The organism is Streptomyces sp. NPDC029139, from assembly GCF_055564335.1.
Genome location: NZ_JBVHWN010000004.1, coordinates 436,848 through 462,517, shown reverse-complemented (window position 1 = coordinate 462,517; position 25,670 = coordinate 436,848). Strand labels below are relative to the sequence as shown.

Annotated in this window: 25 protein-coding genes; 8 read left to right on the top strand and 17 right to left on the bottom strand. The window is 71.9% G+C overall.

Annotation, left to right across the window (positions count from 1 at the left end):
• Nucleotides 1–15 precede the first annotated feature (15 nt).
• Complete coding sequence (locus ACZ4VW_RS13235; RefSeq protein ID WP_467961578.1) at nt 16–1,023, bottom strand: YdcF family protein; 1,008 nt, start codon at nt 1,021–1,023, stop codon at nt 16–18.
• Nucleotides 1,024–1,101: 78 nt separating this feature from the next.
• The gene (locus ACZ4VW_RS13230) at nt 1,102–1,932 is read right to left on the bottom strand and encodes a class I SAM-dependent methyltransferase (RefSeq protein ID WP_467961576.1); all 831 of its coding nucleotides are present in this window, start codon (nt 1,930–1,932) and stop codon (nt 1,102–1,104) included.
• Between the two features lie 62 nt (nt 1,933–1,994).
• Here ACZ4VW_RS13230 and ACZ4VW_RS13225 point away from each other — a divergent pair, with 62 nt between their 5' ends.
• Both ACZ4VW_RS13225 and ACZ4VW_RS13220 read left to right on the top strand, forming a co-directional pair.
• The gene (locus ACZ4VW_RS13225; protein WP_467961574.1) at nt 1,995–3,878 is read left to right on the top strand and encodes a S9 family peptidase; all 1,884 of its coding nucleotides are present in this window, start codon (nt 1,995–1,997) and stop codon (nt 3,876–3,878) included.
• Nucleotides 3,879–3,900: 22 nt separating this feature from the next.
• Nucleotides 3,901–4,641 carry an SURF1 family protein gene (locus ACZ4VW_RS13220; protein ID WP_467961572.1) on the top strand — a complete coding sequence of 247 codons (741 nt, stop codon included), beginning with the start codon at nt 3,901–3,903 and terminating at the stop codon, nt 4,639–4,641.
• A 319-nt stretch (nt 4,642–4,960) separates the two neighbouring features.
• Here the strand turns inward: ACZ4VW_RS13220 and ACZ4VW_RS13215 are convergent, their stop codons facing one another.
• The 7 genes from ACZ4VW_RS13215 to ACZ4VW_RS13185 all read right to left on the bottom strand — a co-directional run bounded on the left by ACZ4VW_RS13215 (nt 4,961) and on the right by ACZ4VW_RS13185 (nt 11,752).
• Nucleotides 4,961–6,100, bottom strand: a complete 1,140-nt coding sequence (locus ACZ4VW_RS13215) for a hypothetical protein (protein ID WP_467961570.1) — start codon at nt 6,098–6,100, stop codon at nt 4,961–4,963.
• Nucleotides 6,097–6,819: a SigE family RNA polymerase sigma factor gene (locus ACZ4VW_RS13210; RefSeq protein ID WP_467961568.1), complete on the bottom strand. Its 723-nt coding sequence runs from the start codon at nt 6,817–6,819 to the stop codon at nt 6,097–6,099. The genes ACZ4VW_RS13215 and ACZ4VW_RS13210 overlap by 4 nt, the downstream gene beginning before the upstream one ends.
• Nucleotides 6,820–7,123: 304 nt before the next feature.
• Nucleotides 7,124–8,179: an aspartate-semialdehyde dehydrogenase gene (locus tag ACZ4VW_RS13205; protein WP_467961566.1), complete on the bottom strand. Its 1,056-nt coding sequence runs from the start codon at nt 8,177–8,179 to the stop codon at nt 7,124–7,126.
• Between the two features lie 18 nt (nt 8,180–8,197).
• Complete coding sequence (locus ACZ4VW_RS13200) at nt 8,198–9,469, bottom strand: aspartate kinase (protein ID WP_467961564.1); 1,272 nt, start codon at nt 9,467–9,469, stop codon at nt 8,198–8,200.
• Nucleotides 9,470–9,981: 512 nt separating this feature from the next.
• Entirely contained in the window at nt 9,982–10,644 is a 663-nt protein-coding gene (locus ACZ4VW_RS13195; protein ID WP_467961562.1) for a DUF5063 domain-containing protein, read from the bottom strand.
• 44 nt (nt 10,645–10,688) lie between these two features.
• Nucleotides 10,689–11,288, bottom strand: a complete 600-nt coding sequence (gene recR / locus ACZ4VW_RS13190; protein WP_361677170.1) for a recombination mediator RecR — start codon at nt 11,286–11,288, stop codon at nt 10,689–10,691.
• 128 nt (nt 11,289–11,416) lie between these two features.
• The gene (locus ACZ4VW_RS13185; RefSeq protein ID WP_215068248.1) at nt 11,417–11,752 is read right to left on the bottom strand and encodes a YbaB/EbfC family nucleoid-associated protein; all 336 of its coding nucleotides are present in this window, start codon (nt 11,750–11,752) and stop codon (nt 11,417–11,419) included.
• A gap of 260 nt (nt 11,753–12,012) precedes the next feature.
• On the opposite strand from ACZ4VW_RS13185, the gene ACZ4VW_RS13180 reads away from it, so the two are divergent.
• Nucleotides 12,013–12,732 (top strand): SLATT domain-containing protein, encoded by a 720-nt coding sequence (locus tag ACZ4VW_RS13180; protein ID WP_467961890.1) that lies wholly within the window; start codon nt 12,013–12,015, stop codon nt 12,730–12,732.
• A 61-nt stretch (nt 12,733–12,793) separates the two neighbouring features.
• Here the strand turns inward: ACZ4VW_RS13180 and ACZ4VW_RS13175 are convergent, their stop codons facing one another.
• From ACZ4VW_RS13175 to ACZ4VW_RS13165, 3 genes are all read right to left on the bottom strand, one after another.
• A complete protein-coding gene (locus ACZ4VW_RS13175; RefSeq protein ID WP_467961560.1) occupies nt 12,794–13,444 on the bottom strand; it encodes a hypothetical protein in 651 nt (216 codons plus the stop codon).
• A 149-nt stretch (nt 13,445–13,593) separates the two neighbouring features.
• Nucleotides 13,594–14,292, bottom strand: a complete 699-nt coding sequence (locus ACZ4VW_RS13170) for a GntR family transcriptional regulator (RefSeq protein WP_467961558.1) — start codon at nt 14,290–14,292, stop codon at nt 13,594–13,596.
• 202 nt (nt 14,293–14,494) lie between these two features.
• Nucleotides 14,495–15,856, bottom strand: coding sequence for an aminotransferase class III-fold pyridoxal phosphate-dependent enzyme (locus tag ACZ4VW_RS13165; RefSeq protein WP_467961556.1), 1,362 nt, complete (start codon nt 15,854–15,856; stop codon nt 14,495–14,497).
• A 210-nt stretch (nt 15,857–16,066) separates the two neighbouring features.
• Here ACZ4VW_RS13165 and ACZ4VW_RS13160 point away from each other — a divergent pair, with 210 nt between their 5' ends.
• A complete protein-coding gene (locus tag ACZ4VW_RS13160; RefSeq protein ID WP_467961553.1) occupies nt 16,067–16,660 on the top strand; it encodes a DJ-1/PfpI family protein in 594 nt (197 codons plus the stop codon).
• On the top strand, nt 16,657–17,160 hold the full coding sequence (locus tag ACZ4VW_RS13155; RefSeq protein WP_467961551.1) for a MarR family winged helix-turn-helix transcriptional regulator: 504 nt from the start codon (nt 16,657–16,659) through the stop codon (nt 17,158–17,160). The genes ACZ4VW_RS13160 and ACZ4VW_RS13155 overlap by 4 nt, the downstream gene beginning before the upstream one ends.
• Here ACZ4VW_RS13155 and ACZ4VW_RS13150 read toward each other — a convergent pair.
• The 3 genes from ACZ4VW_RS13150 to ACZ4VW_RS13140 form a co-directional block, all read right to left on the bottom strand.
• A complete protein-coding gene (locus tag ACZ4VW_RS13150; protein ID WP_467961549.1) occupies nt 17,093–17,620 on the bottom strand; it encodes a VOC family protein in 528 nt (175 codons plus the stop codon). The genes ACZ4VW_RS13155 and ACZ4VW_RS13150 overlap by 68 nt on opposite strands.
• 205 nt (nt 17,621–17,825) lie before the next feature.
• Entirely contained in the window at nt 17,826–18,716 is an 891-nt protein-coding gene (locus ACZ4VW_RS13145; protein WP_467961547.1) for a glycoside hydrolase family 19 protein, read from the bottom strand.
• Nucleotides 18,717–18,814: 98 nt separating this feature from the next.
• Entirely contained in the window at nt 18,815–19,306 is a 492-nt protein-coding gene (locus ACZ4VW_RS13140; protein WP_467961545.1) for a MarR family winged helix-turn-helix transcriptional regulator, read from the bottom strand.
• Nucleotides 19,307–19,444: 138 nt separating this feature from the next.
• Here ACZ4VW_RS13140 and ACZ4VW_RS13135 point away from each other — a divergent pair, with 138 nt between their 5' ends.
• A complete protein-coding gene (locus tag ACZ4VW_RS13135) occupies nt 19,445–19,948 on the top strand; it encodes a MarR family transcriptional regulator (protein ID WP_467961543.1) in 504 nt (167 codons plus the stop codon).
• A gap of 231 nt (nt 19,949–20,179) precedes the next feature.
• Here the strand turns inward: ACZ4VW_RS13135 and ACZ4VW_RS13130 are convergent, their stop codons facing one another.
• On the bottom strand, nt 20,180–21,121 hold the full coding sequence (locus tag ACZ4VW_RS13130; protein WP_467961541.1) for an NADP-dependent oxidoreductase: 942 nt from the start codon (nt 21,119–21,121) through the stop codon (nt 20,180–20,182).
• Between the two features lie 118 nt (nt 21,122–21,239).
• Between ACZ4VW_RS13130 and ACZ4VW_RS13125 the strand changes: the two genes are divergently transcribed.
• Both ACZ4VW_RS13125 and ACZ4VW_RS13120 read left to right on the top strand, forming a co-directional pair.
• Entirely contained in the window at nt 21,240–22,811 is a 1,572-nt protein-coding gene (locus tag ACZ4VW_RS13125; protein ID WP_467961539.1) for a substrate-binding domain-containing protein, read from the top strand.
• A 26-nt stretch (nt 22,812–22,837) separates the two neighbouring features.
• Nucleotides 22,838–24,724, top strand: a complete 1,887-nt coding sequence (locus ACZ4VW_RS13120) for a serine/threonine-protein kinase (protein WP_467961537.1) — start codon at nt 22,838–22,840, stop codon at nt 24,722–24,724.
• On the opposite strand, the gene ACZ4VW_RS13115 is transcribed toward ACZ4VW_RS13120, so the two are convergent.
• A complete protein-coding gene (locus ACZ4VW_RS13115) occupies nt 24,721–25,635 on the bottom strand; it encodes a LysR family transcriptional regulator (protein ID WP_467961534.1) in 915 nt (304 codons plus the stop codon). The two genes, ACZ4VW_RS13120 and ACZ4VW_RS13115, sit on opposite strands and share 4 nt — an antisense overlap.
• Between the last annotated feature and the right edge of the window lie 35 nt (nt 25,636–25,670).

Sequence of the window (25,670 nt, the reverse complement as noted above, 5' to 3'; positions counted from 1 at the left end):
GCATGTCGAAGACGATCAGCGCACCGCCCAGGCAAGCACCGCCATCAGAATCAGCGTCAGACAAATCCCAAGGTTGACCGCCTTGTACTGGAGGAAGACCGCGACGAACTCGCGGATGGTCGCGCTCGGCCAGTAGTACGCGGCGGTGGGCGAGCCGACCACCTGACCGTTCACCCCCTCCCGACGGGCCGTCAGCGCCGCCCGGAACGCGTGAAAGTTGTTCGTCACGATGACGCACTCCGCGCCCGGGGCGGCCTCCTCCATCAGCTCCCTGCTGAAGCGCATGTTCTCCTCCGTCGTCCGCGAGCGGTCCTCACGCAGGATCCGGCCCTCCGGGAAGCCGCGCTCCACGAGGTACTCCGCCATCGCGTGCGACTCGGGCACCTCCTCGTCCGGCCCCTGGCCCCCGGAGGTGATCAGCACGGGCGGCCGCTCTCCCCGCTCGGCGAGCGACGCGTACACCTCGCGCCCGCGCTCCAGCCGGCTCGCGAGCAGCGGCGGCACCCGCCGCCCGCCGCTCAGACCGGAGCCGAGGACGACCACGAAGTCGGCGTCGCGGCGCAGCCGCATCCGCCCGTAGAGGAACGCGTATCCGATGAAGCAGAGGAAGAGGAAGGAGACATAGCCGAGGACCAGCAGCAGGGTGCCGACGATCAGGCCCAGCGTCCATGAGCGGGTGATCGCCGCGGCGACCGCCAGACCCATCACCCCGAACATGCCGAGCCCGGCGAGGAGCGAGAGCAGATTGGCGGGGCGCCTGCCCTCCTTGCGGATCATCTCGACGCCGTTCGCGCACAGCAGGCCCGCGAGGACGACCGGGCCGAGGCCGAGCGCGAGCAGCATGATCACCATCATCGACTCGGCGACGCCCGGCGGGGCCTTGTCGATCTCCGCGAGCAGCCCGAGGCCGAGGAAGGTGATGGCGAGCCCCAGGTACACGGCGTTGCCGAAGCGCCGGCGGTCGCGCAGCACGCCGGCCCCGCAGAGCACCAGGAAGACGGCGGCCACGGCGAAGGCGATCATTTCGTCATCGTAGGTGCGTGCCGTGCGGGGCGGGCGGGCTCTTGCGAATCCGCGTGGGCAGGTCCTGGTGAGGCCGGGTCAGCGGGGGCGGGTCGCCTTGAGCGAGTACATCAGCGGGATGCGCGGCCGGTCCGCGGGGAAGCGGTAGTAGCCGTCCTCCTGCCGCTTGAGGGTCCCGTACCGGGGGAAGAGCGAGGCGTCGTGCTCGTGCAGGAACTCGATGCGCAGTCCCGCCCTGGCGATCGCCGTGACGACCTCCCCGACCGGATGCACCCACTCCACGCTCCGGTTGTGGACGGTGACGGCGTCCATGTCCGCGTACGTGCCCGAGCTGGTGTCGACCCAGGGTTCGCGCACGAAGTAGTCGTGGACGATCCTGCTGCCCGTCTCGTCGTCGAGGGAGTCGGTGAGCGGATGGAACTCGGCGACGTACAGGAATCCGCCGGGGGCGACGAGCGAGGCGGCGGTCTCGGCCCAGCGCTCGATGTCGGGCAGCCAGTTCAGCGCCCCGGTGCCGGTGTAGACGATGTCGTACGAGGAGTCTGGGACGGCCTCGGCGGCGTCGTACGCGTCGGCGGCGACGAACGCGGCCCGGTCCGTGGAGAACCCGAGGTCGGCGGCGAGGGAGCGGGCCGTCTCGACGGCGGGCTCGGAGAAGTCCAGGCCGACGACGTGCGAGGCGCCGTGCCGGGCCCAGGACAGCGTGTCCAGACCTATGTGGCACTGGAGGTGGAGGAGGGAGCGGCCGGTGACGTCGCCGACCTCCGCGAGCTCGAAGTCGCGCAGTGCCTCCTTCCCGGCCCGGAAGGCGTCGAGGTCGTAGAACGCGCCGGCCGCGTGGATCGGGACCCTCTCGTCCCAGCGGGCACGGTTGGCCTCGCGCCAGTCGTCGGGCGTCGGTGAGTACATGCCCGGGAGGTTATCCACAGGCCGCGGGCGATGCGAACGGATTGTCGGCGGATCGGAGCATCATGGGGGCCATGACTGAGACGAACGAGATCACGGACAGCCCGTCGGGGGACGACCCGTCGGGGGACAGCCCCGCCCGGGAGGCCGCCGCCCAGGAGATCCCTGTCTGGGAGCAGCGGTTCCGGGCGCCGCGGGTGTCGCTGCCCGAGTGGGCGGAGGAGGCGCCGGACCGTTCGCTGTTCGTGTCCAACGCGACGGGGACGTACGAGCTGTACGCGTGGGACCGGGCGACCGGTGAGCAGCGGCAGGTCACGGACCGGCCGAACGGCACGACGGACGGCACGCTGTCCCCGGACGGGCAGTGGATCTGGTGGTTCTCGGACAAGGACGGGGACGAGTTCGGGGTGTGGATGCGCCAGCCCTTCGGGGGTGGCGCGGACGAGCCGGCGGTGCCCGGGCTCGCGCCCTCGTACCCGGCGGGGCTGGCGATCGGCCGGGACGGCACGGTGGTCGTCGGCTGTTCGACGGACGAGGAGGGCTCGACGATCCATCTCGTGCGCGCCGGGGCGGAGCCGGTGGAGATCTACCGGCACCGGGAGTCGGCCGGGGTGGGCGACCTCTCCCACGACGGCTCGCTGATCGCGATCGAGCACACCGAGCACGGTGACGCCATGCACTCGGCGCTGCGGGTGCTGCGGGCCTCGGACTCCTCGGTGGTGGCCGAGCTGGACGACTCCAAGGGCGGCACGGAGGAGCTGGGTCTGGCGGTGCTGGGCTTCGCGCCGGTGGACGGTGACACCCGGCTGCTCGTCGGTCACCAGCGGCGGGGCCGCTGGGAGCCGCTGTTGTGGGACGTGGCGACGGGCAGGGAGACCGACCTGCGGCTGGACCTGCCGGGCGACGTGTCGGCGGAGTGGTACGCGGACGGCACGGGCCTGCTGGTAGTGCACAGCTTCGAGGCGCGCAGCGAGCTGTGGCGGTACGACATCGCGACCGGCGCGCTGGTGCGGGTGGAGACCCCGGCCGGTTCGGTCTCCGAGGCCACCGCCCGCCCGGACGGCAGCGTGGAGTACCTCTGGTCCTCGGCCGCGCGGCCGCCGGTGGTGCGCTCGACGGCCGGCGGGATCGTGCTGGAGCCGCCGGGCGCGCGGGCGCCCGAGTCGGTGCCGGTGGAGGACGTGTGGGTGGAGGGGCCCGGCGGCCGGATCCATGCCCTCGTGCAGCGGCCGGCGGAGGGCGAGGGTCCGTTCCCGACGATCTTCGAGGTGCACGGCGGCCCGGCCTGGCACGACAGCGACGCCTTCGCGTCCGGCCCGGCGGCCTGGCTCGACCACGGCTACGCGGTGGTCCGGGTCAACTACCGCGGCTCGACGGGCTACGGCCGGGAGTGGACGGACGCGCTCAAGCACCGGATCGGACTGATCGAGCTGGAGGACATCGCCGCGGTCCGCGAGTGGGCGGTCGCCTCGGGTCTCGCCGACCCGGCGAAGCTGGTCCTGTCGGGCGGCTCGTGGGGCGGGTATCTGACCCTGCTCGGGCTCGGCACGCAGCCGGGCGCCTGGTCGGTCGGGCTCGCCGCCGTCCCGGTCGCGGACTACGTGACGGCGTACGAGGACGAGATGGAGGCCCTGAAGGCGCTGGATCGCACGCTGTTCGGCGGCTCGCCCGAGGAGGTGCCGGACCGCTTCCGGGTCTCCTCGCCCCTGACGTACGTGGACCAGGTCACGGCCCCGGTCTACATCTCGGCGGGCGTGAACGATCCGCGCTGCCCGATCCGGCAGATCGACAACTACGTGGACCGGCTGGCCGCCCGGGGCGCGGTGCACGAGGTGTACCGGTACGACGCGGGGCACGGCTCCCTGGTGGTGGAGGAGCGGATCAAGCAGGTCCGCCTGGAGCTCGCCTTCGCGGCGCGCCACCTGGGGACCCGGCCGGTCGGGGGGTGAGGCGGCTGCGTACCGTGGAGGGGTGTACCGGTTCCTGAAAACGCCCCGCTGGTGGGGGATCAACGTCTTCGTCCTGCTGGCGATCCCGTTCTGCCTGTTCATGGGGACCTGGCAGATGGGCAAGTTCGAGGACCGCGTCGACTCCCACCGGGAGGCGGAGCGGGCCCCGGACCCGGGCACGCTGCGGACGGAGCCGCTGGACGCGCTGCTTCCGGTGGACAAGGAGACCTCGGGCCGGCACGCGGAGGCGAGCGGCCGGTACGGGGAGCAGTTCCTGGTGCCGGACCGTGAGCTGGACGGGCGCCCCGGCAGCTATGTGCTGACGATGCTGAAGACCGACGGCGGCAAGTCCCTGCCGGTCGTACGGGGCTGGCTGCCGGCCGGCGCGAAGGCGCCGGCGCCGCCGTCCGGCGAGGTCACGGTGGTGGGCGCCCTCCAGGCGTCGGAGAACGGCGGGACCAAGGGCGTCAACGCGGCGGGCGGGCTCCCGGAGGGCCAGCTCGGCATGATCAGCGCGAGCTCCCTGGTGAACCTGGTTCCCGACGAGGTCTACGACGCGTGGGTGACGGTCGTGGACTCCCCCGCCGGGCTGACACCGGTGCCGGCGGCCGCCGCGGCGGGTACGTCACTGGACCTGAAGGCGTTCCAGAACCTCGGGTACACGGCGGAGTGGTTCGTCTTCGCGGGCTTCGTGGTCTTCATGTGGTTCCGCCTCCTGCGCCGGGAGGCGGAGGCCCAGCAGGACGAGGCGCTGGGCCTCTAGGCCGTGTCCGGAAAGTCCCGCCTGGCCCGCGACGCCTGGCGCGCCCTCCCCCGTAGCCCTTCGGGCACGGGAGGTGCCCCCACGCTGCGTTGTCGGATCGCCCCAGTACGCCCAGTACGAGGGCGGCCTTCCGCCTTGCGATCGCACGCACCGGACGCCGCGGGCCCTGCCCTGCGGGCAGGCAGACGGCGCTACTTTCCGGACACGGCTAGGACACGCCGCGAAAGCGGCGCCGTCCGTCCGCGGGCCGGGCGCGACCTTCGCGGGGCGTCCTGGGCGCGCTGCGAAGGCGGGAGCCCGGCACGATCGGCGAGACGCCCTAGGAGGCGTCGAGCACGCCCGTGCGGTAGATCGTGCCCGCGCAGGCGTTCGGGATCGTCGTGGCCGCCTGCGGGGCGCCCGGCTCCGCGGTGTGGCTGACCGCGACGCTGCCGTCCGCCGGTGTCCCGTCCATGGCGTGCTGGGGGGACACGCCGTCGGTGGTCGTCTCGCCGCCGGTCGAGCCCGTGGTCCCGGTCGACGTACCGCCGCCGTCCGTCGGGGTGGTCGGGTCCGGGGACGGGGGTGTGGTCGGGCAGGTCTCCGTGGGGACCCAGGCGAACTTCACCTCGTAGGCGTTGTCCGGCTTGAGGACCAGTGTGGGCGACTCCTGCGAGGGGTCGGGCAGGCCGCTCGCCGCGTCGCCTGCCGTGTGCGTCACCACCGTGATCTTGGAGCTGTCGGCCGCGCCCATGGCCTGGAAGCCGACGCTGCCGCCTCCGTTGATCACGCAGTCCTCGCCGGAGACGTTGGCGATGCGGAAGGTGCCGTAGACCTTGCCCTCGGCGTCGGGTCCGCCCGCCTGTACCGAGCTGACGCCCAGCTGGGCGGCCTCGCACACCGGCGAGGAGTCCGGCGGGGAGTCCGTCGGCGGCGTCGCGTCGGTCCCCACGCCGCCCGCCTTGCCGGGCGCGGACTGCTCGGGCTTGCCGGCGGCCCCCTCGGCCGCGCCCTGGCTGGGGCTCGCGGTGCCGGGCGGCGTGCCCGCGCCCTGCTGGCCGCCCTCGACTCCGGTCTCGGAGCCGGTGCCGCCCTGCGCCTGCTCGCCGTGGCCGGCGTTCACGGCCTGGTCGGCGGTGATGCCGCCCGAGCCGGCGACGTGGACGAAGGCCGGGACGGCCGTGCCGATCAGTACGGCGGCCGCGGCGAAGCCGACGATGGCCTGGCGCTTGCGGGTGCGCCGTACGGGCACGGCGCGGCGCAGGTGGTCCAGTGCGTTGTCGGAGGGCTGGAGGTCCGCCACGGCGCCGTGGAGCAGGCGCCGCAGTGCCAGCTCGTCGCCGCCGAAGGGGTCGTTCGCCGTCTCGTGTCCCGTGTCGTCGTGCGCCTCGTGGCCCAGGCCGTCACGCCCGAGACCCTCACGGTCCGGGCCCTCGCGCTCCGGGCCCTTGCCGCCGGAGCTCATGCCGTCGGAGCTCATGCCGTCGCCTCCATCGCGACGCGCAGCGCCGCGATGCCACGCGAGCCGTACGCCTTCACCGAGCCCAGGGATATGCCGAGCGTCTCGGCGACCTGCGCCTCCGTCATGTCCGCGAAGTATCGCAGCACCAGCACCTCGCGCTGGCGCCGCTGCAGCCCGCGCATCGCCTTGATCAGCGCGTCCCGCTCCAGCTGGTCGTACGCGCCCTCCTCCGCGCTCGCCATGTCCGGCATCGGCTTGGACAGCAGCTTGAGCCCGAGGATGCGGCGGCGCAGCGCGGAACGGGACAGGTTGACGACCGTCTGCCGCAGGTAGGCCAGCGTCTTCTCGGGGTCCCGTACCCGCTTGCGGGCGGAGTGGACGCGGATGAACGCCTCCTGGACCACGTCCTCGCAGGAGGCGGTGTCGTCGAGGAGCAGTGCGGCGAGGCCGAGGAGCGAGCGGTAGTGCGCCCGGTAGGTCTCGGTCAGGTGATCGACGGTGGTGCCCGCGGCCACGATGCCTTCAGCGCTCTCGCGCGGCGAGGGGATGCCGATCACACCGGCCGTCCGGGTTCTGGTGGGCACGGGAGTGATCACCGGCATGCCGCCGGACGGACGCGGGCGCCGGAGCGGGCGCGCCATGGGGCCCCGTACGGGAACCGCGAGCGCGCCCCGCACGGGGACGACTGCCGTGCCACGGAGCGGGACGACCGCTGGAATGTCGAGTACCTCTGCCACGCCTGTTGGACACGCTTCCCCCCGTCAGGGTTGTACGAGTACGCCACCGTTTTTGACGGTGAACCATTTGTCATCATGCGTACCCGATCTCCCCCAGTGCCCCGTTTTGTCAGCACCTCACGCGATACACCACCAAGGCGCACGCAGAGACGCCTCCCACCCAACTACCGGTTGCAGCAAGAGGGAAGAGCATCGTCGAACATGGCGTCACCCCAGTTCAAGGGGCTTTCGTCGCCGACTTGCTCACAAGTCGTTCACAGATGCCGTGCGGCGGAGCGGTCGACCGTCGCCGATTTCCGGACGCTCAGGGACGCTCGGGGCGAATGACCGACTCCGCGATCTGTACGGCGTTGAGCGCCGCGCCCTTGCGCAGATTGTCGCCGCAGACGAAGAACTCGAGCGCGCGCTCGTCGTCCATCGAACGACGCACCCGCCCCACCCAGACCGGGTCCGTGCCCACGACATCGGCCGGCGTGGGGAAGTCACCCGCCGCCGGATCGTCGTACAGCACCACACCCGGCGAGGTCGCCAGGATCTCGTGCGCACGCGCGACGCTCACCGGTCGCTCGAAGCGCGCGTGGACCGAGACGGAGTGCGCGGTGACGACGGGGACGCGCACACAGGTGGCGGCGACCGGAAGCCCGGGAAGGCCGAGGATCTTGCGCGTCTCCGCGCGGATGCGCAGTTCCTCGGAGGACCAGCCGTCCTCCTCCAGGACGCCGGACCACGGCAGCACGTTGAGCGCGACCGGCCCGGCGAAGGGCCCGGTGTCGTCGCCGACGGTCCGCCGGACATCGCCGGGGTGGGTGCCGAGCTCGGTCCCGGCCACCAGCGACAGCTGCTCGCGCAGGGCGGCGACACCCGCCTGCCCGCCCCCGCTCGCGGCCTGCTGGGCGGTCACGACCAGCTCGGCGACCCCGAACTCCGCGTGGAGGGCGCCCACGGCGACGATCAGGGCCAGCGTGGAGCACCCGGGGCTCGCGACGATGCCCCGGGGCCGTACCCGTACGGCATGGGGGTTGATCTCCGGGACCACCAGCGGCACGTCCGGATCCGCCCGGAACGCCACGGAGGTGTCCACCACGACGGCGCCCTTGGCGGCCGCGATCGGCGCCCACCGCGCCGCGATGTCCTCGGGCGCGAGGAAGAGGGCGAGGTCGACGCCCTCCAGGACGTCCTCGCTCAGCGCGAGGACCTCGGTCTCCTCCCCGCGCACGGCCAGCTTGCGGCCGGCCGAGCGCGGAGAGGCCACGAGTCGGATCTCGCCCCAGACGTCGGCGTGCTGCGACAGGAGCTGGAGCATCACCGCGCCGACGGCCCCGGTCGCTCCCACGACCGCGAGCGTCGGCTTGTGGGTCATCGGCGCATCACTGGATCGTCACCGGCCGGTGCCGCCGTAGACGACGGCCTCGTCCGAGTCGCTGTCGAGACCGAAGGCGGTGTGGACGGCCGTCACGGCCTCGTTCACATCGTCCGCACGGGTGACCACCGAGATGCGGATCTCGGAGGTCGAGATCAGTTCGATGTTCACACCGGCGTCGGACAGCGCCTGGAAGAAGGACGCGGTGACGCCCGGGTTCGTCTTCATACCCGCGCCGACCAGGGAGATCTTGCCGATCTGGTCGTCGTAGCGCAGCGAGTCGAAGCCGATCGCGCCCTTCGCCTTGTCCAGGGCGTCCATGGCCTTGCGGCCCTCGGCCTTGGGAAGGGTGAAGGAGATGTCCGTCAGACCGGTGGAGGCGGCGGACACGTTCTGCACGATCATGTCGATGTTGATCTCGGCGTCCGCGACGGCCCGGAAGATGGCCGCGGCCTCGCCCGGCTTGTCCGGCACGCCGACGACGGTGATCTTCGCCTCGGAGGTGTCGTGGGCGACACCCGAGATGATGGCCTGCTCCACCTTCTGGGCTCCTTGCGGTTCGTTGCTGACCCAGGTGCCCTGCAGTCCCGAGAAGGACGAGCGGACGTGGATCGGGATGTTGTAACGGCGTGCGTACTCGACGCACCGGTGCAGCAGCACCTTGGAGCCCGAGGCGGCGAGCTCCAGCATGTCCTCGAAGGAGATCCAGTCGATCTTCTTCGCCTTCTTCACCACGCGCGGGTCGGCCGTGAACACACCGTCGACGTCGGTGTAGATCTCGCAGACCTCGGCGTCGAGCGCGGCGGCCAGCGCCACGGCCGTGGTGTCGGACCCGCCGCGCCCCAGCGTGGTGATGTCCTTCTTGTCCTGGGACACGCCCTGGAAGCCGGCCACGATCGCGATGTTGCCCTCGTCGAGGGCGGTACGGATCCGGCCCGGCGTGACATCGATGATGCGCGCTTTGTTGTGGACCGAGTCGGTGATGACACCGGCCTGGCTGCCCGTGAACGACTGGGCCTCGTGGCCCAGGTTTTTGATCGCCATGGCCAGCAGGGCCATGGAGATCCGCTCTCCGGCGGTCAGCAGCATGTCGAACTCACGCCCTGCAGGGATCGGGGATACCTGCTCGGCGAGATCGATCAACTCGTCCGTCGTGTCGCCCATCGCGGAAACCACGACGACCACCTGGTGGCCGTTCTTCTTGGCATCCACGATCCGCTTGGCGACGCGCTTGATGCCTTCGGCATCGGCAACGGAGGAGCCTCCGTACTTCTGCACGACAAGGCCCACGTGCGCTCCTCGCTCAGTCTCTGCCGCAGTCATTACTGCGGTCGGCTCAGTCTAACGAGCGGCCCGGAATCGCCGACCGTATATCACATCCTGAGATGTCCCGCTCACGACGTGATCTCGGCCGGAATCCCGGGCCGCCCGTGGGTGACACCCTGCCCGGGCGGAGCGGAGCTACGCCGATGTGTGCCCGGGCTCACATGCGAAGGGCTCTCCGGGTCGCGCGACGAGCCTGCCGCTCCCGGGCGCGGGTCACCCTGGGGCCCGTCGGGGCAGGTGGCCGCCGTCAGGGCCTCGGGTGGCGGCAGGATCGCCCGCTCCCCCTGGGACGTGGGCAGCCACCGAGCGTTTCCCCGAGGCGGCCGCCCCGACGCCAACGCTCGTCCACTGCACAGCTGTTCCGTCCCTGACCCGCCACGGACCAGGATGGCAGGAGAGCGCCGGGCACCGACGCTCCTCCTCGGGCGCTCTCAGGCGCTCCTTCTCGGGCGCTCTCAGGCGCTCCTTCTCGGGCGCTACTTCTTCAGCGTGCCCAGGCCCAGCGGACCCGCGATCTCCTCCGCCATGACCCGCCCCGCCTCCTCGGCGAGATCGTCCTCCGTCAGGTCCTCGTCCGTGTCGAGCCCGTCCAGCTCAGCGAGCGGCTGGTCGAGGCGGACGTGGGCGACGAGGGACTGCAGCGCCCGCAGGGTCGCGGAGGCCGTCGGACCCCAGTTGGAGAAGTAGGAGAACTGCCACCACCACAGCGCTTCGCTTGTGCGCCCGGCCCGGTAGTGCGCCAGACCGTGCCGCAGGTCGGCGACGATGTCGGCCAGGTTGTCGGAGATCCGGGCCGGAACCGGCGCCTTGCGGGGCTCGTACGGGTCGAAGACCTCCGAGAAGACGTCCACCGGGTCGAGCATCGCCGCGAAGCGCTCCCGCAGGTCGTCCATGTCCGGCTCCGGACCCGTGTCGGGCTCGTAGCGCTCGTCCGGCAGGAAGTCCCCGTGAGCGCCCAGCCGGCCACCGGCGAGCAGCAGCTGGGAGATCTCCAGGAGCAGGAAGGGCACCGCGCTGTCGGGCTCGTCCCCCTTGGCCACCTCCGTGGTGGCCACGATGAAGGACTCGATCGAGTCGGCGATCTGGACCGCGAAGTCGTCCGGATCCTGCGTGATCGCGTGGAGCGTGGCATCAGACATCGCGGGTGCCTCCTTCGGGCGCGGCCGGCGCGCAGACCCTGTCGTCATACATCTAGCAGTCGCCGCCCCTCGAAGGCACGCCCCAGGGTGACCTCGTCGGCGTACTCCAGATCGCCACCGACCGGCAGCCCGCTCGCCAGGCGCGTGACCTTGAGTCCCATGGGCTTGATCATCCGCGCCAGGTACGTCGCGGTGGCCTCGCCCTCCAGGTTCGGGTCGGTCGCCAGGATCAGCTCGGTGACCGACCCGTCCGCCAGCCGCGCCAGCAGCTCACGGATGCGCAGGTCGTCCGGGCCGACGCCCTCGATGGGGCTGATAGCGCCGCCGAGCACGTGGTAGCGACCGCGGAACTCGCGCGTCCGCTCGATCGCCACGACGTCCTTCGGCTCCTCGACCACGCAGATGACCGACAGGTCTCGGCGAGGGTCGCGGCAGATGTTGCACTGTTCCTGCTGCGCCACGTTGCCGCAGACCGCGCAGAACCGAACCTTCTCCTTGACCTCCAGGAGCGCGTGCGCGAGGCGACGGACATCGGTCGGCTCGGCCTGGAGGATGTGGAAGGCGATCCGCTGCGCGCTCTTGGGACCGACGCCGGGCAGCCTGCCCAGTTCGTCGATGAGGTCCTGAACCACGCCTTCGTACAACGGAACGCCCTTCTGAGAAGTGCTTGATTCTTACGGTAGTGGCTGCCGGGGCACCTTAGAAGCCCGGGCGCGGGAAGCGGCCCTGAAGCGGGCCGCGAGGCCACCGGCCGGACGCGTCGGCCGACGGCTCAGAAACCCAGGCCCGGCATGCCGCCCAGGCCCTGCGTCAGCGGGCCCAGCTTGGCCTGCTGGAGCTGCTGCGCGTTGTCGTTGGCGGCCTGGACCGCGGCGACGACCAGGTCGGCCAGCGTCTCGGTGTCCTCCGGGTCGACGGCCTTCGGGTCGATCACCAGGCCGCGCAGCTCGCCGGAGCCGGTGACCGTCGCCGTCACCAGGCCACCGCCCGCCTGACCCTCGACCTCGGTCGCGGCGAGCTCCTCCTGAGCGCGCGCGAGATCCTGCTGCATCTTCTGGGCCTGCTGGAGGAGCTGCTGCATGTTGGGCTGGCCACCACCGGGAATCACGGTCACTCCTGATGTTCGGTATGTCGGTACGCCGAGCCTACGTGGTCCATGCCCGGCCTGCCGCCACAACTCTTTCGAGTGAGAAACTGCTGGCTCCTCTACCTGATCAAGACCCTCTTGTGGGCGGAAATCCCGGCTTTCCGGGCCCACAGCCCACCATTCGGCGGTAGGAAGGGCAGGCACCACGTGCACCGCACGTCACAGAAGGCCACGAGCGCTGAGCTGAACAGAGGAGTGCCCCGGTGAGCCAGCAGCCGGAGATGCAGCCGCAACCGGGGAATCCCGCAGGTCCGGCCGCGAACCGTGACCTGACCGGGACGCCGTTCCCCCTCGGCGACTGGGGTGAGCCCGCCGAACGCCTCGACGAGCTCTATCGCTGGGTCGAGTCCCACGCCTTGCGCACGGTGGAGTGGTACCTCTCGGACCGGACCCGCAAGCGCCGCTGTGCCCGGGCCCTGCGGCTCGGCACGGCGCTGGGAGTCGTCGCGGGCGCGGCGCTGCCGCTGCTCGATCTCACGGGTGTCGCGCCGGACGGCGCGGCGGGGTGGGGGTATCTGTCACTGCTGCTCGGCGCCGCCTGCATGGCCTGCGACCGGTACTTCGGGCTGACGTCGGGCTGGATGAGGGACGTGGCGACGGCCCAGGCGGTGCAGCGCAGACTCCAGGCCCTCCAGTTCGACTGGGCGTCGGAGAGCGTCCGGGAGGTCCTGGGCCCGACGGAGGGGACCGCGAGCGAGGCGGCGGAGCGATGTCTCGGGGTGCTGCGGCGCTTCTCGGAGGACGTGACGGAGCTCGTACGGGCGGAGACGGCGGACTGGATGGTCGAGTTCCGCTCGGGCCCCACTCCGCTGGCCCTCCAGTCCGCCGGCGTCGGCGGCTGCGCACCCCGCCCGGAGGGCACGCAGCCCTCGACCCGTTTCCCGCTCCCGCCGGGAACCCGCCCCAACATGCCGCGGCAGCGACCGCCGGAGCCACGCTGAGGCGGGCGCCCCTCGGCCGAGGGGCGCCCATGGAGCGCGGCAGGGCGCCGGGGGTTTCCCGTCAGCTCAGGACGATCATCGAGCCCTGTCCGAGGCTCCGGGTCGCCGCCGCGTGCAGCCCCAGCCACACGTGGCGTTCGCGCGCGAACGGATTGTCGTCGTGCGCGGCGGGTGCCGCCGGCTCCTCCAGCGTGGTCGGCCGCTCCGGCGGGAGCGGGGCGGCCGGCGGATTGGCCGGGTCGATCCCGATCGCGGGGGCGACGAACTCCAGCTCCCGCAGCAGGCCCTGCGAGGACCCCAGCGGACCGCCGCCCTCCAGGAGCTCGTCGCTGGAGAGCGGGACCGGGAAGTCCACCGGGACGTACGCCCCGGCGTGGTCGTAGTGCCAGACGAGGTGGGACTGCTGCGCGGTCGCCTCGAACATCTCGAGGAGCTGCTCGTAGTCCCCGCCGAGCTCGTCGACCGGTTCGACGGCGAGCCCGCACATCAGCAGCAGGTAGGCGCGGCGGAGGAAGTGCAGGGCCTCGTAGTCGAATCCGGCGACGGGCGCCACGTCGCCGGAGAGCCCCGGCATGTAGGCGAAGACGGGAACGGCCGGCAGTCCGGCCGCGGTCAGAGCCTTGTCGTAGGCGGCGATCTCTTCGGCGAAGGGATTGTCGGGGCTGTGACACAGCACGTCGACAAGAGGGACCAGCCACAGGTCACAGGCCAAGGGAGGCTCTCTCTCCGTCAGTTGCAGGGACGGCCAGGGTAGTCGGCGCGGTCCGCGCCGCACACCCGCTGGGGACCTGCCCCGGGACGCCCCCGTCGACACCCCCGGCCGCCCGCCGTCCCTCCGGCGAGCCGCCGTCCCCCTCGGCCTCAGCCGGTGAGCCGCTCCAGACGGTCAGCCCAGGCCAGTGACTGGGTGTTGTACGCCTGGACCACCGCGACCGCCGCGTCCGCGTCGCCGAGCGTGAGGGCGTCGACGAGATCCACGTGACCGCTCCACAGCCAGCCGAGCAGGTCGCGGTCGGACCGCAGGTACGGCACGGAGAAGACCCAGGCCTGGACCCGTAGCCGGTGCAGGAAGTCGGCGATGTAGTCGTTGGCGGAGACGAGCCGCGCCAGCTCGCGCCAGTAGCGGATGTCGTACCCGATGAGGACGTCGAGGTCGCCCGCGCGGGCCGCCCGCGCCGCCGCCTCGCCCCGGCGCCGTACGGAGACGAGCGCCACCCCGCGCGAGACGTCCGGCTCGGCGGGCGGGACGGGCCCGGGCACGTGGCGGCGGAAGATGCCGTCCACGACGAGCATCCGGGCCTCGACCATGCCCCGGTAGTCGTCGATGGTGAACTCGTGCACGCGGAAGCCGCGGTGCTGGTCGGAGTCGAGGAGCCCCTGTGCGGAGAGGTCGACGAGCGCTTCGCGCACCGGCGTCGCCGACACTCCGTACTGTTCGGCGATCTGCTTGACGGTGAACTCCTCACCGGGCTGCAAACGCCCAGCGAGCACTTCGTCACGGAGCGCGTCCGCGATCTGCCGCCGCAGGGTGTTGCGGGTGACAGATCCGCTCGCGGGCATGATGTCGGCCCCCTCCGTCCGGCTTCGGACACCCTAGACCAGACGGACGGGAACCCTCCGTGACGCGGCTCGCGCGGCCACGCCCGTACGGGCACGCTCACGGGCGGCTCGCTCGTGCGCGGCTCGCTCGTGCGCGGCTCGCTGGTGCGGGCTTCGCGCGGGTGACGCGCGGGTGGCGCGCGGGTGACGCGCGGGTGGCGCGCTACGCGGTGTGCTCGTCGGCCACGCTCAGCGCCGCGTCGAGGGCGGCGAGGCCCTCCTTGGCCTCGGCCTCGGAGACGTTGCAGGCGGGGACGGCGTGGGTGCGGTTCATGTTGATGAAGGGCCACAGACCGTGCTTCTTGGCCGCCGCGCCGAAGGCCGCCATGGGGGCGTTCGCCTCGCCCGTCGCGTTGTACGGGACGAGAGGCTCGCGGGTCTCCTTGTTCTTGACCAGGTCGAGCGCCCAGAACGTACCCATGCCGCGCACCTCGCCGACCGACGGGTGACGCTCGGCGAGCTCGCGCAGGCCGGGGCCGAGGACGGTCTCGCCGATGCGGGCCGAGTGCTGGACGACCTGCTCGTCCTCCATGACCTGGATGGTGGCCACGGCGGCGGCGCAGGCCAGGGGGTGCCCGGAGTAGGTGAGGCCGCCCGGGTAGGGCCGCTTGTCGAAGGTCGCGGCGATCTCGGCGTTGATCGCGACGCCGCCCAGGGGTACGTAACCCGAGTTGACGCCCTTGGCGAAGGTCATCAGGTCCGGCACGACGTCGAAGTGCTCGGCGGCGAACCACGCGCCGGTCCGGCCGAAGCCGGCCATGACCTCGTCGAGGACGAAGACGATGCCGTACCTGTCGCAGATCTCGCGGACGCCGGCGAGGTAGCCGGGCGGCGGGGTCATGATGCCGGCGGTGCCGGGGACGGTCTCCAGGATGATCGCGGCGATGGTGGCCGGACCCTCGAAGGCGATGGTGTCCTCCAGGTGCGCGAGGGCGCGCTCGCACTCCTGCCGCTCGTTCTCGGCGTAGAACGGCGAGCGGTAGAGGAACGGCGCCCAGAAGCGCACGACGCCCGCGGAACCGGTGTCGGAGGCCCAGCGGCGGGGGTCACCGGTGAGGTTGATCGCGGTGGACGTGGCGCCGTGGTACGAGCGGAAGGCCGAGAGCACCTTGTGACGGCCGGTGTGCAGCCGGGCCATCCGTACGGCGTTCTCGACGGCCTCGGCGCCGCCGTTGGTGAAGAAGATCTTGTCCAGGTCGCCGGGGGTGCGCTCGGCGATGAGGCGTGCGGCCTCCGAGCGGACGTCGATGGCGAAGGCGGGCGCGAAGGTGGTGAGCTTCGCGGCCTGCTCCTGGATGGCGGCGACCACGCGCGGGTGCTGGTAGCCGATGTTGGTGTAGACGAGGCCGCTGGTGAAGTCGAGGTAGCGGTTGCCGTCGTAGTCCCAGAAGTACGAGCCCTCGGCACCGGCGACGGCGAGCGGGTCGATCAGTCCCTGGGCGGACCAGGAGTGGAACACGTGCGCGCGGTCGGCGGCCTTCACGGCGGCGCCGGCCTGAGGATCGGGTACGACATGAGGGGTCATACGGCCAGGGTATGGACGCGCAGGTCGGAGCGGCCATGGCCATCTTGTCCACCGAGACCGGCGACGACACGACAGGTTGTGGACCCCTTGTGCGGACCTCCTCCCGCTCCGGCGGGTACACCTCGACATGCATCTTGACAGTATCCTGTCATCATGACAGCCTTCTGTCATACGAGAGAACGGCACCCGACACAGGCTGGAGGCCCCGCCATGCCCCGCACCGTCCACCTCGCCGTCTACGACTCCCTCGCCGATTGGGAGACGGGCCACGCCACCGCCTGGCTCGCGCGCTCCGGCTTCACGGTCACGACCGTCGGCCCGGTCGCCGGCCGGCCCGTCACCTCCATCGGCGGACTGCGCGTCGTCCCCGACCTCTCCCTCGAAGACCTCCGCCCCGAGGACAGCGCGCTGCTGATCCTTCCGGGCGCCGACCTCTGGGACACCGGCGACGATCTCGCCCCCTTCGCCGTCGCGGCGCGCCGCTTCCTCGACGCGGGCGTCCCCGTCGCCGCCATCTGCGGCGCCACCGCGGGGCTCGCCCGCGAGGGCCTCCTCGACGACCGCGCGCACACCAGCGCCGTCTCGTTCTACCTGGCCGCGACCGGCTACAAGGGCGGCGAGCACTACGTCGACGCCGACGCCGTCACCGACGGCGACCTGATCACCGCCGGCCCCACCGAGCCGGTCGCCTTCGCCCGCGAGGTGCTCGGAAGGATGGGCGCCTTCGAGGGCGCCAAGCTGGACGCCTGGTACCGCCTCTTCCACGACTCGGACCCGGCGGCGTACGAAGAGCTCAACGCGTGAGCCGCGAGCAGCAGGACGCCCTCTCCCGTACGGCCCTCGGCGTCTTCCGCCTGAACGGCCAGTTCCTCGCCGTCTCGGAGGAACTGGCCCGCCCGGTCGGCCTCACCGCCGCCTGGTGGCAGGTCCTCGGAGCCGTACTCCGCACACCGCAACCCGTCGCGGGCATCGCCCGCACCATGGGCATCACCCGCCAGAGCGTCCAGCGGATCGCGGACCTCCTCGTGGAGCGGGGCCTCGCCGCGTACGAGCCCAACCCGGCCCACCGCCGCGCCAAGCTCCTGACGCCGACCGCCGAGGGCCGGGCGGCCGTCGAGCGGCTCGACCCCGGCCACGCGGACCTGGCGGCCCGCCTCGCGGACGCCCTCGGCGGCCTGGCGGAGTTCGAGGAGACGGCGCGGGTCCTGGAACGGCTCTCCCGGGCGCTGGAGACGGTCAGCGGGAGTGACCCCGCTCCCCCGGTCGGTCCATGGATCGCTGTACGTACTCCATCGCCCGAGTGAACACCGGGTCCGTCATCCTGCGACCCATCTCCGCCTCGTCGACGTCCTCGACGTGAGTCTGGATCCACCACAGGTTCCCGAACGGATCGCGGACCCGGCCGACCTTGTCGCCGAAGAAAAGGTGGGTCACCTCCGTGACCGACGTGCCGCCCGCCTCGACGGCCCGCCGGTGCACGGCCTCGGCGTCCTCCACGTACAGCCGGATGAACGCGGGCGTCGGCTCCCAGTCCGGCGGGCCGTCGAACGCCATGATCCGGCCGGTGCCGACCCGGAGTTCGGCATGCCCGATGCTGCCGTCCTCCATGACGAACCGGCCCAGGTCCTCGGCCCCGAAGGCGCGCTCCATGTAGTCGATGAGCCCGGCGGTGTCGTGGCCGATGATCCAGGGGGTGACGGTCGTGTACCCCTCGGGGACCGGCCGGACCCCCGTCTGCCCCTGACCGTGTCTGCTCTCACTCATGCTTCGACGGTAGGAGGCAAATAGGACGGATGCTGTCCTCTTGGCCGGTGCGTCCTCCGTCCTGGTCCGGCCGACTCCTGGTCCCCTGGGCGGCGACTCCCCGTCCGGGACGACCGGGACGAATCCGGGACGCGCCTGGGGCGGCCTGATCGCAGGGTTCACGGTTCCCGGGGCTCCGTCGAGAGCCCCGGGGACGCGCGCACCGTCAGCAGTACAGGTTCGCGCCCGTGGGCACGCCGAGGATCTGCGTGAACTGCTGGTACTTGTTGACCCGGCTCTGGACCTGCGCCGGGTTCTTGCCGTCGCACTCCAGCGCGCCGTTGATCGAGCGGATCGTCTGGCCGAAGCCCGCGCCGTTGACCATGGCGTTGTGACCGGTCATCGTGCCGGGTCCGTTCTGGGTGTTCCAGTACCAGAGGCCGGTCTTCCAGGCGATGGGCGCCTCGCGCTCGACGCGGTAAGGGTTGTTGAGGAGGTCGATGCCGAGGGCGTCGCCCGCGGCCTTGTAGTTGAAGTTCCAGGACAGCTGGATGGGGCCGCGGCCGTAGTAGGCCGCCTGGCCGGCAGGGCAGCCGTAGGGCTGGCCGCTGTCGCAGTAGTGCGGGTAGTTGGCGGTGTTCTGCTCCACGATGTGGACCAGGCCGCCGGTCTCGTGGCTGACGTTGGCGAGGAAGGCGGCGGCCTCCTGCTTCTTCACCGTGTCGCTGCCGGTGGTGGCGAAACCGGGGTAGGCGCTGAGGGCCGCCGTGAGGCCGCTGTAGGTGTAGAAGGAGTTCCGGCTCGGGAACATCTGGTTGAACTGGGCCTCCGAGACGACGAATCCGGAGGGGGTCGGCGGCGGCGTCGTGCCACCGCCACCGCAGGCGCCCTCGTCGCGCCAGACGTCGGCGGAGCCGGGGCGTTCGTTCTGGGTCCACCACTTGGCGTACCAGTTACGGCCGTTGTACGAGGCGGTCATGCCGCCCGTGTACACGCTTCCGGAGTTCCAGGCGGCCACGCAGGCGGGCGCCGCGCCGGCCGTGGTCGCCGGGAGGAACACGGCCAGCCCGACGGCCGTACAGAGTGCGGACATGAGAATGAGCAGACGTCGCAGCATGTGCTCGTCCTTCCGTGGGGGAAGGCAAGCGAAGCGTCTTTGGTCTGGACCTGTCAAGGTCTAGACCATGACTTGTGACAGTCGGCGGTCGTCCCCCCTCAGCGCTTGAGCATGCGCTCCAACAGGCTGGTGAGCAGCTCGCGTTCGAGCTTCGACAGGGGTTCCATCAGCTCGTCCTGGGCTTCGGCGAGCACCTCGTCCAGGCGTTCCAGATGCCGTGCGCCCTGCTCGGTCAGGGTGATGACGTTGCGTCGGCGATCCTCGGGGTCGGGGGCGCGCTCGACGTGTCCGCGTTCGGCCAGTTCGTTGATGACGGCGACGAGGTCGCTGCGGTAGATGCCGGTGCGACGACTCAGACCGGCCTGGCTGGCCGGGCCGTACTCGTCGAGGGTGGCGAGCACCGCGTAGTGCCACTTCCGGGCGTCCGCCCCGGCGAGGCCGGTGCTGACCAGGCGGTCCGCTCGGGCGGCGGTCATACCCAGGAGGCGGCTGGGCAGGGCGCGGAGACGGGCCGGGGTCTCGCCCTCGTCACGCTCGTCCATCGGGGAGGCGCCCGTCTCGGAGGCGTCGCCTCCGCTGTCCGTCGTCATGCCCGCAGATTACCTCTTGCGTTAGAGCTCCGAACGATGTAGCTTCGTTAGCGTCATAAACGTTAGGACAATAAACGATAGCGCAATGAACGTTAGAGGGGTGAACGGCTTCGCTGCCGTGCCCGTAGGGGGAACACCATGACCACGACCGCATCCACCGACGCGACCACCGCATCCGCTGACGCCACCGCATCCGTTGGCGCCATCACCGCGCCCCTTGCCGACGCCCGCGCTCTCGGGCTGGCCCACTACGCCGCGCGCGGCGTCCTGGAGCACGTCCTGGCGCGACACGGCATCACGTTCCAGCAGCAGGTCGCCCTGCGCGCCGCCGTCACCGCCGACGCCCCGCAGACGCGGGACGACCTCGTCGCCCAGGTCCGGGGCTCTCTCAAGGCCGATCCGGCCGACATCCACACCACGCTCGACGAGCTGCAGGCCAAGCAGCTGCTCGTGGCGGACGGCGCTCATCTCCGGCCCACGGACGCGGGGAGGGACCTGCTCCCCGCCGTCGGCGCGGAGACCGCCCCTGTCAGCGCCCGTATCTGGGGCGGGATACCCGTCGAGGTCCTGGCCGCCGCCGGCCGCGTCCTCGCCCTGGTCACCGAGCGCGCGGACGCGGAGTTCGCGTCGCTGACCGCCTGAGTGCCTGGAGGTCCGTCCGAGTCCGTGATCCGAGACCGAGCCGGAGCCCGAACCCGGCCGGGCCCGGTGTGAGGGTGTCCGGCCCCGGGCGTGAGGGTGTCAGGGGGCCCGGTCGTGAGGGTGTCAGGCCCCGGTCGTGAGGGTGTCAGGCCCCGGTCGTGAGGGTGTCGGGGGCTCGGCCCACCGGGCGGGGGCCGGAAGCCACCACCCGCCGGCCATGGGCCCGCGGCGTCAGATCATCAGCACGATGCGGCCCGGGCGGTGGCCCGCCTCCGCCCTGCGGTGCGCCTCCGCGACCGTTTCCAGGGGCATGACGTCGGCCACGCGGGTGATCAGCTCGCGGGCCGCCACCTTCTCCAGGGTCTCCTTCAGACGGGCGGCGTCCGGCCTTCCCCGGACGGTCTCCACCCGGACGCTGCGCTCGCCGACCGGCGTACGGTCGGCGGCGAGCGCGACGAAGGTGCCGTCGTCCTTCAACACCGGGAGGAGCGGGTCGGCGAGGAACGCTCCGTCGAAGACCCCGTCCACCCCGTCCGGGGCGAACTCCAGCGCCTTCCGGACCACCTCCGCCGGGGTGCCGCGGGTGACGGTGTGCTCAGCGCCGAGGAGCTTCAGATCGGTCTCGTCGCCCTCGTGGGCGACGGCCACCACACGCAGTCCGGCGGCAGAGGCGTACTGGACCGCGAGGCGGCCCACCACCCCGCTCGCACCGGTCACGAGCAGTGTCGACCCGGCCGGGAGACCGAGCCGGTCCAGGCCCTGCTGGGCGGTCGCCGAGGCCAGCGGGACGGAGGCGGCCACGGTGAAGTCCACGTCGTCCGGGATCGGGGCCAGCCACTCGGGGGCGACCCGTACGACCTCGGCGTACGTGCCCTCGCCCGTCAGCTCCTCGAACCAGGGCACGAAACCGGCCACACGGGTCCCGTCGGGCATGCCGGGCACGGGGTCGAGAAGCCTGCCGGCGAAGTCCGTCCCGAGCACGAAGGGGGGCTTGAGATCGCCGACCTCGTCGGCATACCTCCCGGAGCGGATCCGCAGATCCGCCTGGTTCACACCGGCGGCCTTCAGCCGCACCCGTACCCGACCAGGGACGTCTCCGGCCTCCGGCTCGGGCCGGCGGGCCATCCTCAGGACCTCAGGGCCACCGTAGGCGGTCACTTCGACGACACGCATGGGGTTCCTCTCCGACGGGCCCCCTCGTGGCCATTACACCCAGGGGAGCTCACCCCCGGCAACAGATGCTCCGCCAACCCGTGTCCCGCTGAACGAAGAGAGAACTCCAGGTGGCGACATGCGACCTCCCCCACAGAACCGCACATCCGTCCGTACCGTCTCGGTCGTGGACTGGGTCACCGCCGAGAACGTCATCGCCGTGGTCACCGCGCTCCTCGGTGTCCTCGTCTCCGCCGGCGTGGTCGCGTACGAGCGCATCCTGCAGCGGGGCAGGAGGCTCGGCTACCGCGTGCAGCTCAATACGCCCCTGCGGGAGGGGGACGAGACCGTCGGCGACCTGACCCTCCGGGTCGGCGACATCGGCGACAGCAACGGCTCCACCCTCGTCCTGATCCGGATCGAGAACGACGGCGCCCGCGACATCGGCCACGCGGACTACGAGCAGTCCGACGTGTTCGAGGGGCTGAAGGTCACCTTCGACGGCAGGACCGTACAGGCGGTCGTCGCCACCATCCCCCGGGAGTTCGACCGGGTGAAGCGGCATCTGGCGGCGCCTCCCGGGCTGCGCAAGGAGGCCGACGCGGTCCTGATGCCCAAGGTGTCGCTGGCACGCCGGCAGTACTTCAAGCTGCTCGTGCTGCTCTCGGCCAGGGTGTCCGAGGACGAGATCGAGTTCGACAGGACGCTCAAGGACACCGAGATCCACCGCAACCACAGCCGGAGCGTCGACGAGAAGACGCCGACCTTCAGCCCCGCCGCCCGGAACATCACCCTCGTCCTGGCCGCCTGCGTGATCGTCCTCGCCACGATCATCGTCCGGACGGAGACCCCGCCTCCCATCGGATGCGCGCGGGGCACCCTCACGGTCACCGGCTCCACCGCGTTCGCCCCGGCCGTGCGGGAGCTGGCGAAGAAGTACGAGCAGGACTGCGAGGGCTCCACCATCGTGGTGGACGCCCACGGCTCGACGGCGGGCATACGAGCCCTGGCGGCGGCCGGCGCCACGAGCGGCAAAGGCTCGCCCGGCGTCCTGGCCCTCTCCGACGGGCGCAAGCCCGGCGGCTTCCCGCAGCTGCGCGAGAGCATGGTCGCCGTCTCCCTCTTCACCCTGGTCCTCAACGACGAGATACCGGTCACGAACCTCACCCTCGACCAGGTCCGCCGCCTCTACCAGGGCAGGATCACCAACTGGAACCAGATACCCGGCGGGCCGGACCGCCCGGTCCTGCTCGTCAGCAGGGACGCCAACTCCGGTACCCGCGAGGTCTTCCAACGCCGGGTCCTCGGCCGCAACGAGCCCGCGAACTCCTCCCTCGACTGCGTGACGAAGGACGACCGGGAGGCGCCCGTCGTGCGCTGCGAACTCGACAGCACCGAACAGGTGCTGACGACGGTGGCCGAGCTCCCGGGCGCCATCGGCTACACCGAACTCCGTGCCGGCAGCGGGCTGAAGGGCGTGCACCGGGTGGCCATCGACGGCCGCATGGCGAACGTGGACGAGATCGGCGAGTCCACGTACCCGTACCGGGAGATCGAGTACGCCTACACCTGGGGCCAACCCCCGGCCGACTCGCTGACCTCCAGTTTCCTCGCCTACCTGAGCCGGGGCAGCGGCCAGGACGTCATCCGCACCCATGGCCACCTGCCCTGCGCGACGCCCAAGGGCCTGCGGATCTGCGGCGACGGGTGAACGTACGTCTGGCATCCTCTTGCGACGTGGATCCATTGAACGCGGAAGACCCGGTCAGCATCGGTCCGTTCCGTCTGCTCGGCCGGCTGGGCGTCGGCGGCATGGGACGCGTGTTCCTGGCGCGTTCGGCGGGCGGTCGGACGGTCGCGGTGAAGGTCGTGCACGCGGAACTGGCGGCGCAGGACGAGTTCCGGCGCCGGTTCGCCCGCGAGGTCGCCGCCCTGGAGCGGGTCGGGGGCACGGGGACGACGCCGGTCCTCGGGTCGGACACCGCGGCCGAGTCCCCGTGGGTGGCCATCGGCTACGTACCGGGCCCGTCGCTGCGCACCGTGGTGGGCGATGAGTTCGGGCCGCTGCCGCCCGCGACCGTACGCGCGCTCGCGGCCGGGCTCGCGCGGGCGCTGACCCATGTGCACGCCGCCGGGCTCGTCCACCGCGATCTGAAGCCGTCCAACGTGCTGCTCACCGTGGACGGACCGCAGATCATCGACTTCGGCATCGCCCGAGCCGTCGACACGATCACCGACGGAGGGCTGACCAGCACCGGCGCGGTCGTCGGCTCGCCCGGCTTCATGTCCCCGGAACAGGTGCGCGGCGAGAAGCTGACCCCTGCCTCGGACGTCTTCTGCCTCGGTTCGGTGCTCGTCTACGCGGCGACCGGCCGTTCCCCGTTCGGTACGGCCGACAGCGGCGTCCACGCCACGATGTTCCGCATCGCGCACGACGAGCCCGACCTGACGGACCTCGCGCCGGAGCTCGCCGGCCTGGTGCGGGCCTGCCTCGGCAAGGACCCGGCCGGCCGGCCCTCGGCCGCCGAGCTCGCCGAGACGATCACGGTCACCGACCCTTGGCTCCCGGCGGACGTGCTGGCCCGCCTCGGCCGTAGCGCCGCCCGGCTGCTGGAGACCGAGGCGGAGGCGACGTCCACGCGCGCCCCGGCCGACACGGCCACGGGCGCGGGGGCGACGGGTGACACGGCGGGGGATCCCACGCCCGCGCCGGCGCCGAAGCCGCCGCGCCGGCGCCGTACGGGGCTGATCGCCGCCGCCGCGGCGCTCGTCGTGGCCGCCGCGGCCGCCCTCACGTACACGTTCTGGCCGGACCCGGACACCGGCCTGGACGAGCAGAAGAACCGCGCGCGGGGCGAGACCGGCAGCGTGGCGGCCCGCCCGGCCGGGATCGTTCCGGCGGGCTTCCTCGGTGCCTGGGAGGGCGTGCTGCGCGGTTCGGCCGACCATCCCCGCGAGACCGTCCGAATCGAACTCACGCAGGGCGCCGCGAACGCGAAGGCGGCCGTCTACACCCAGGTGACCGACGAGCGCCTGTGCATGGGCCGCTCCCGGCTCGTCTCCGCCGACGAGGACAAGGTGGTCCTCGGCGAGTCCGACGTCACCACCAGCGTGCCCACCGGGCGCTGCACGGCCGCCTCCCACCAGACCCTCACCCTGCGCTCCCCGGACGTCCTGGAGTGGAGCTCGGGTGCGGCGAAGGCGACCTTCCGCAAGGCGAAGACGGGGACGGACATCGTTCCGGCGACGCTCGTCGGCACCTGGAAGATGAAGAACGACACGCTGATCTACGGCGAGAACGCCGACCGCTACACCGACGAGGTGACCATCACGCAGGGCCCCATCGGCGCCCCGGTCTACCGCAATGTGCAGGTGTATCCCCGCCAGGACGACGAGGGCAACCTCACGGGCGACTCGGTCAGCTGTACGTTCACGGCCCTGCTGGCGGGCTCCGGTACACCCCTGGTCATCGGCCCCGGAGTCCCCGACCCGGACTCCTCGGACGCCGACTGCACCCATGGCGGCCACTCCGGCTACATGACGGTCGTCCGCGCGGAGGGCAAGGAGCGCCTGCTCGTCTTCCCCATGCTCGACGGGGAGCCGGGCGAGTACCACCGGCGCTAGGACCCGCTCCCGGTCGTGTCCTGGCGGGCCACCGCGGCCCGGGCGTAGTCGCGGACGAGGGGGCGGGTGTCGTCCGCGCGCCAGGCCAGGGCGAAGCGGCTCGGGGACACTCCGCCGACGGGCCGGACCACGACCCCGCCCCGGGTGAGCAGGGGCGCGTTGCCCGCGGCCACGAGGCAGATGCCGAGGCCGTCGACGAGCGCCTCGTACGTCTCGTCGGTGCTGGCGATCTCCCCGCCCACGACCGGCGGGCGTCCGGCGCGGGCATCGAGGGCGAGCCAGAAGTCGCGCAGTTCGGGGCTGGTGGCGGGCAGGGCGAGGAAGGGCTCGTCGAGCAGCTCGGCGAAGTCGACGCTCTCGCGTCCGGCGAGCGGGTGGGTCTCGGGAAGGGCGACCAGGCGGGGTTCGGTGGCCACGACGACCCAGCGGTAGCGCTCGGCGTCCGCCAGGGGCAGCCAGACGAAGGCCACGTCGCTCGTGCCGTCCGCGAGCCCCGCCGTGGGGTCCTCCCACCCCACCTGCCGTAACTTCAGCCGGATCTCCGGGTGGGCCTCGGTGAAGCGGGAGCGGATCGCGGGCAGCAGCCCGCCCCGGCCGGGGCTGGTGGACATCCCGACGACGAGTGTGGCCTGTTCGGTCGCGCGCGCCCGCCGCACGGCGCCGTCCGCCTCCTCCCAGGCGGCGAGCACGGCGCGGGCGTGCGGGAGCAGCGCCGTGCCGACGGGGGTGAGGCGGACGCTCCGCCGGTCGCGGTCGAAGAGGGGGGCGCCGAGCTGCCGTTCCAGGGCCCTGATCTGCTTGCTGAGCGCGGGCTGGGAGACGTACAGCTTCTCGGCGGCGCGGGTGAAGTGCAGCTCCTCGGCGACGGCGACGAAGTATCTGAGGTCCCGCCCGTGCACGTCCATGGTCATGCCCATGAGCTATCACGACAGATCTTGGACCGGCA

Bases quoted from the DNA above. Each gene is read 5' to 3' on its own strand.
- ACZ4VW_RS13235 (WP_467961578.1), bottom strand. From the start codon at position 1,023: ATGATCGCCTTCGCCGTGGCCGCCGTCTTCCTGGTGCTCTGCGGGGCC.
- ACZ4VW_RS13230 (WP_467961576.1), bottom strand. From the start codon at position 1,932: ATGTACTCACCGACGCCCGACGACTGGCGCGAGGCCAACCGTGCCCGC.
- ACZ4VW_RS13225 (WP_467961574.1), top strand. From the start codon at position 1,995: ATGGGGGCCATGACTGAGACGAACGAGATCACGGACAGCCCGTCGGGG.
- ACZ4VW_RS13215 (WP_467961570.1), bottom strand. From the start codon at position 6,100: ATGAGCTCCGACGGCATGAGCTCCGGCGGCAAGGGCCCGGAGCGCGAG.
- ACZ4VW_RS13205 (WP_467961566.1), bottom strand. From the start codon at position 8,179: ATGACCCACAAGCCGACGCTCGCGGTCGTGGGAGCGACCGGGGCCGTC.
- ACZ4VW_RS13195 (WP_467961562.1), bottom strand. From the start codon at position 10,644: ATGTCTGATGCCACGCTCCACGCGATCACGCAGGATCCGGACGACTTC.
- ACZ4VW_RS13180 (WP_467961890.1), top strand. From the start codon at position 12,013: ATGCAGCCGCAACCGGGGAATCCCGCAGGTCCGGCCGCGAACCGTGAC.
- ACZ4VW_RS13170 (WP_467961558.1), bottom strand. From the start codon at position 14,292: ATGCCCGCGAGCGGATCTGTCACCCGCAACACCCTGCGGCGGCAGATC.
- ACZ4VW_RS13165 (WP_467961556.1), bottom strand. From the start codon at position 15,856: ATGACCCCTCATGTCGTACCCGATCCTCAGGCCGGCGCCGCCGTGAAG.
- ACZ4VW_RS13160 (WP_467961553.1), top strand. From the start codon at position 16,067: ATGCCCCGCACCGTCCACCTCGCCGTCTACGACTCCCTCGCCGATTGG.
- ACZ4VW_RS13150 (WP_467961549.1), bottom strand. From the start codon at position 17,620: ATGAGTGAGAGCAGACACGGTCAGGGGCAGACGGGGGTCCGGCCGGTC.
- ACZ4VW_RS13145 (WP_467961547.1), bottom strand. From the start codon at position 18,716: ATGCTGCGACGTCTGCTCATTCTCATGTCCGCACTCTGTACGGCCGTC.
- ACZ4VW_RS13140 (WP_467961545.1), bottom strand. From the start codon at position 19,306: ATGACGACGGACAGCGGAGGCGACGCCTCCGAGACGGGCGCCTCCCCG.
- ACZ4VW_RS13135 (WP_467961543.1), top strand. From the start codon at position 19,445: ATGACCACGACCGCATCCACCGACGCGACCACCGCATCCGCTGACGCC.
- ACZ4VW_RS13130 (WP_467961541.1), bottom strand. From the start codon at position 21,121: ATGCGTGTCGTCGAAGTGACCGCCTACGGTGGCCCTGAGGTCCTGAGG.
- ACZ4VW_RS13125 (WP_467961539.1), top strand. From the start codon at position 21,240: ATGCGACCTCCCCCACAGAACCGCACATCCGTCCGTACCGTCTCGGTC.
- ACZ4VW_RS13115 (WP_467961534.1), bottom strand. From the start codon at position 25,635: ATGACCATGGACGTGCACGGGCGGGACCTCAGATACTTCGTCGCCGTC.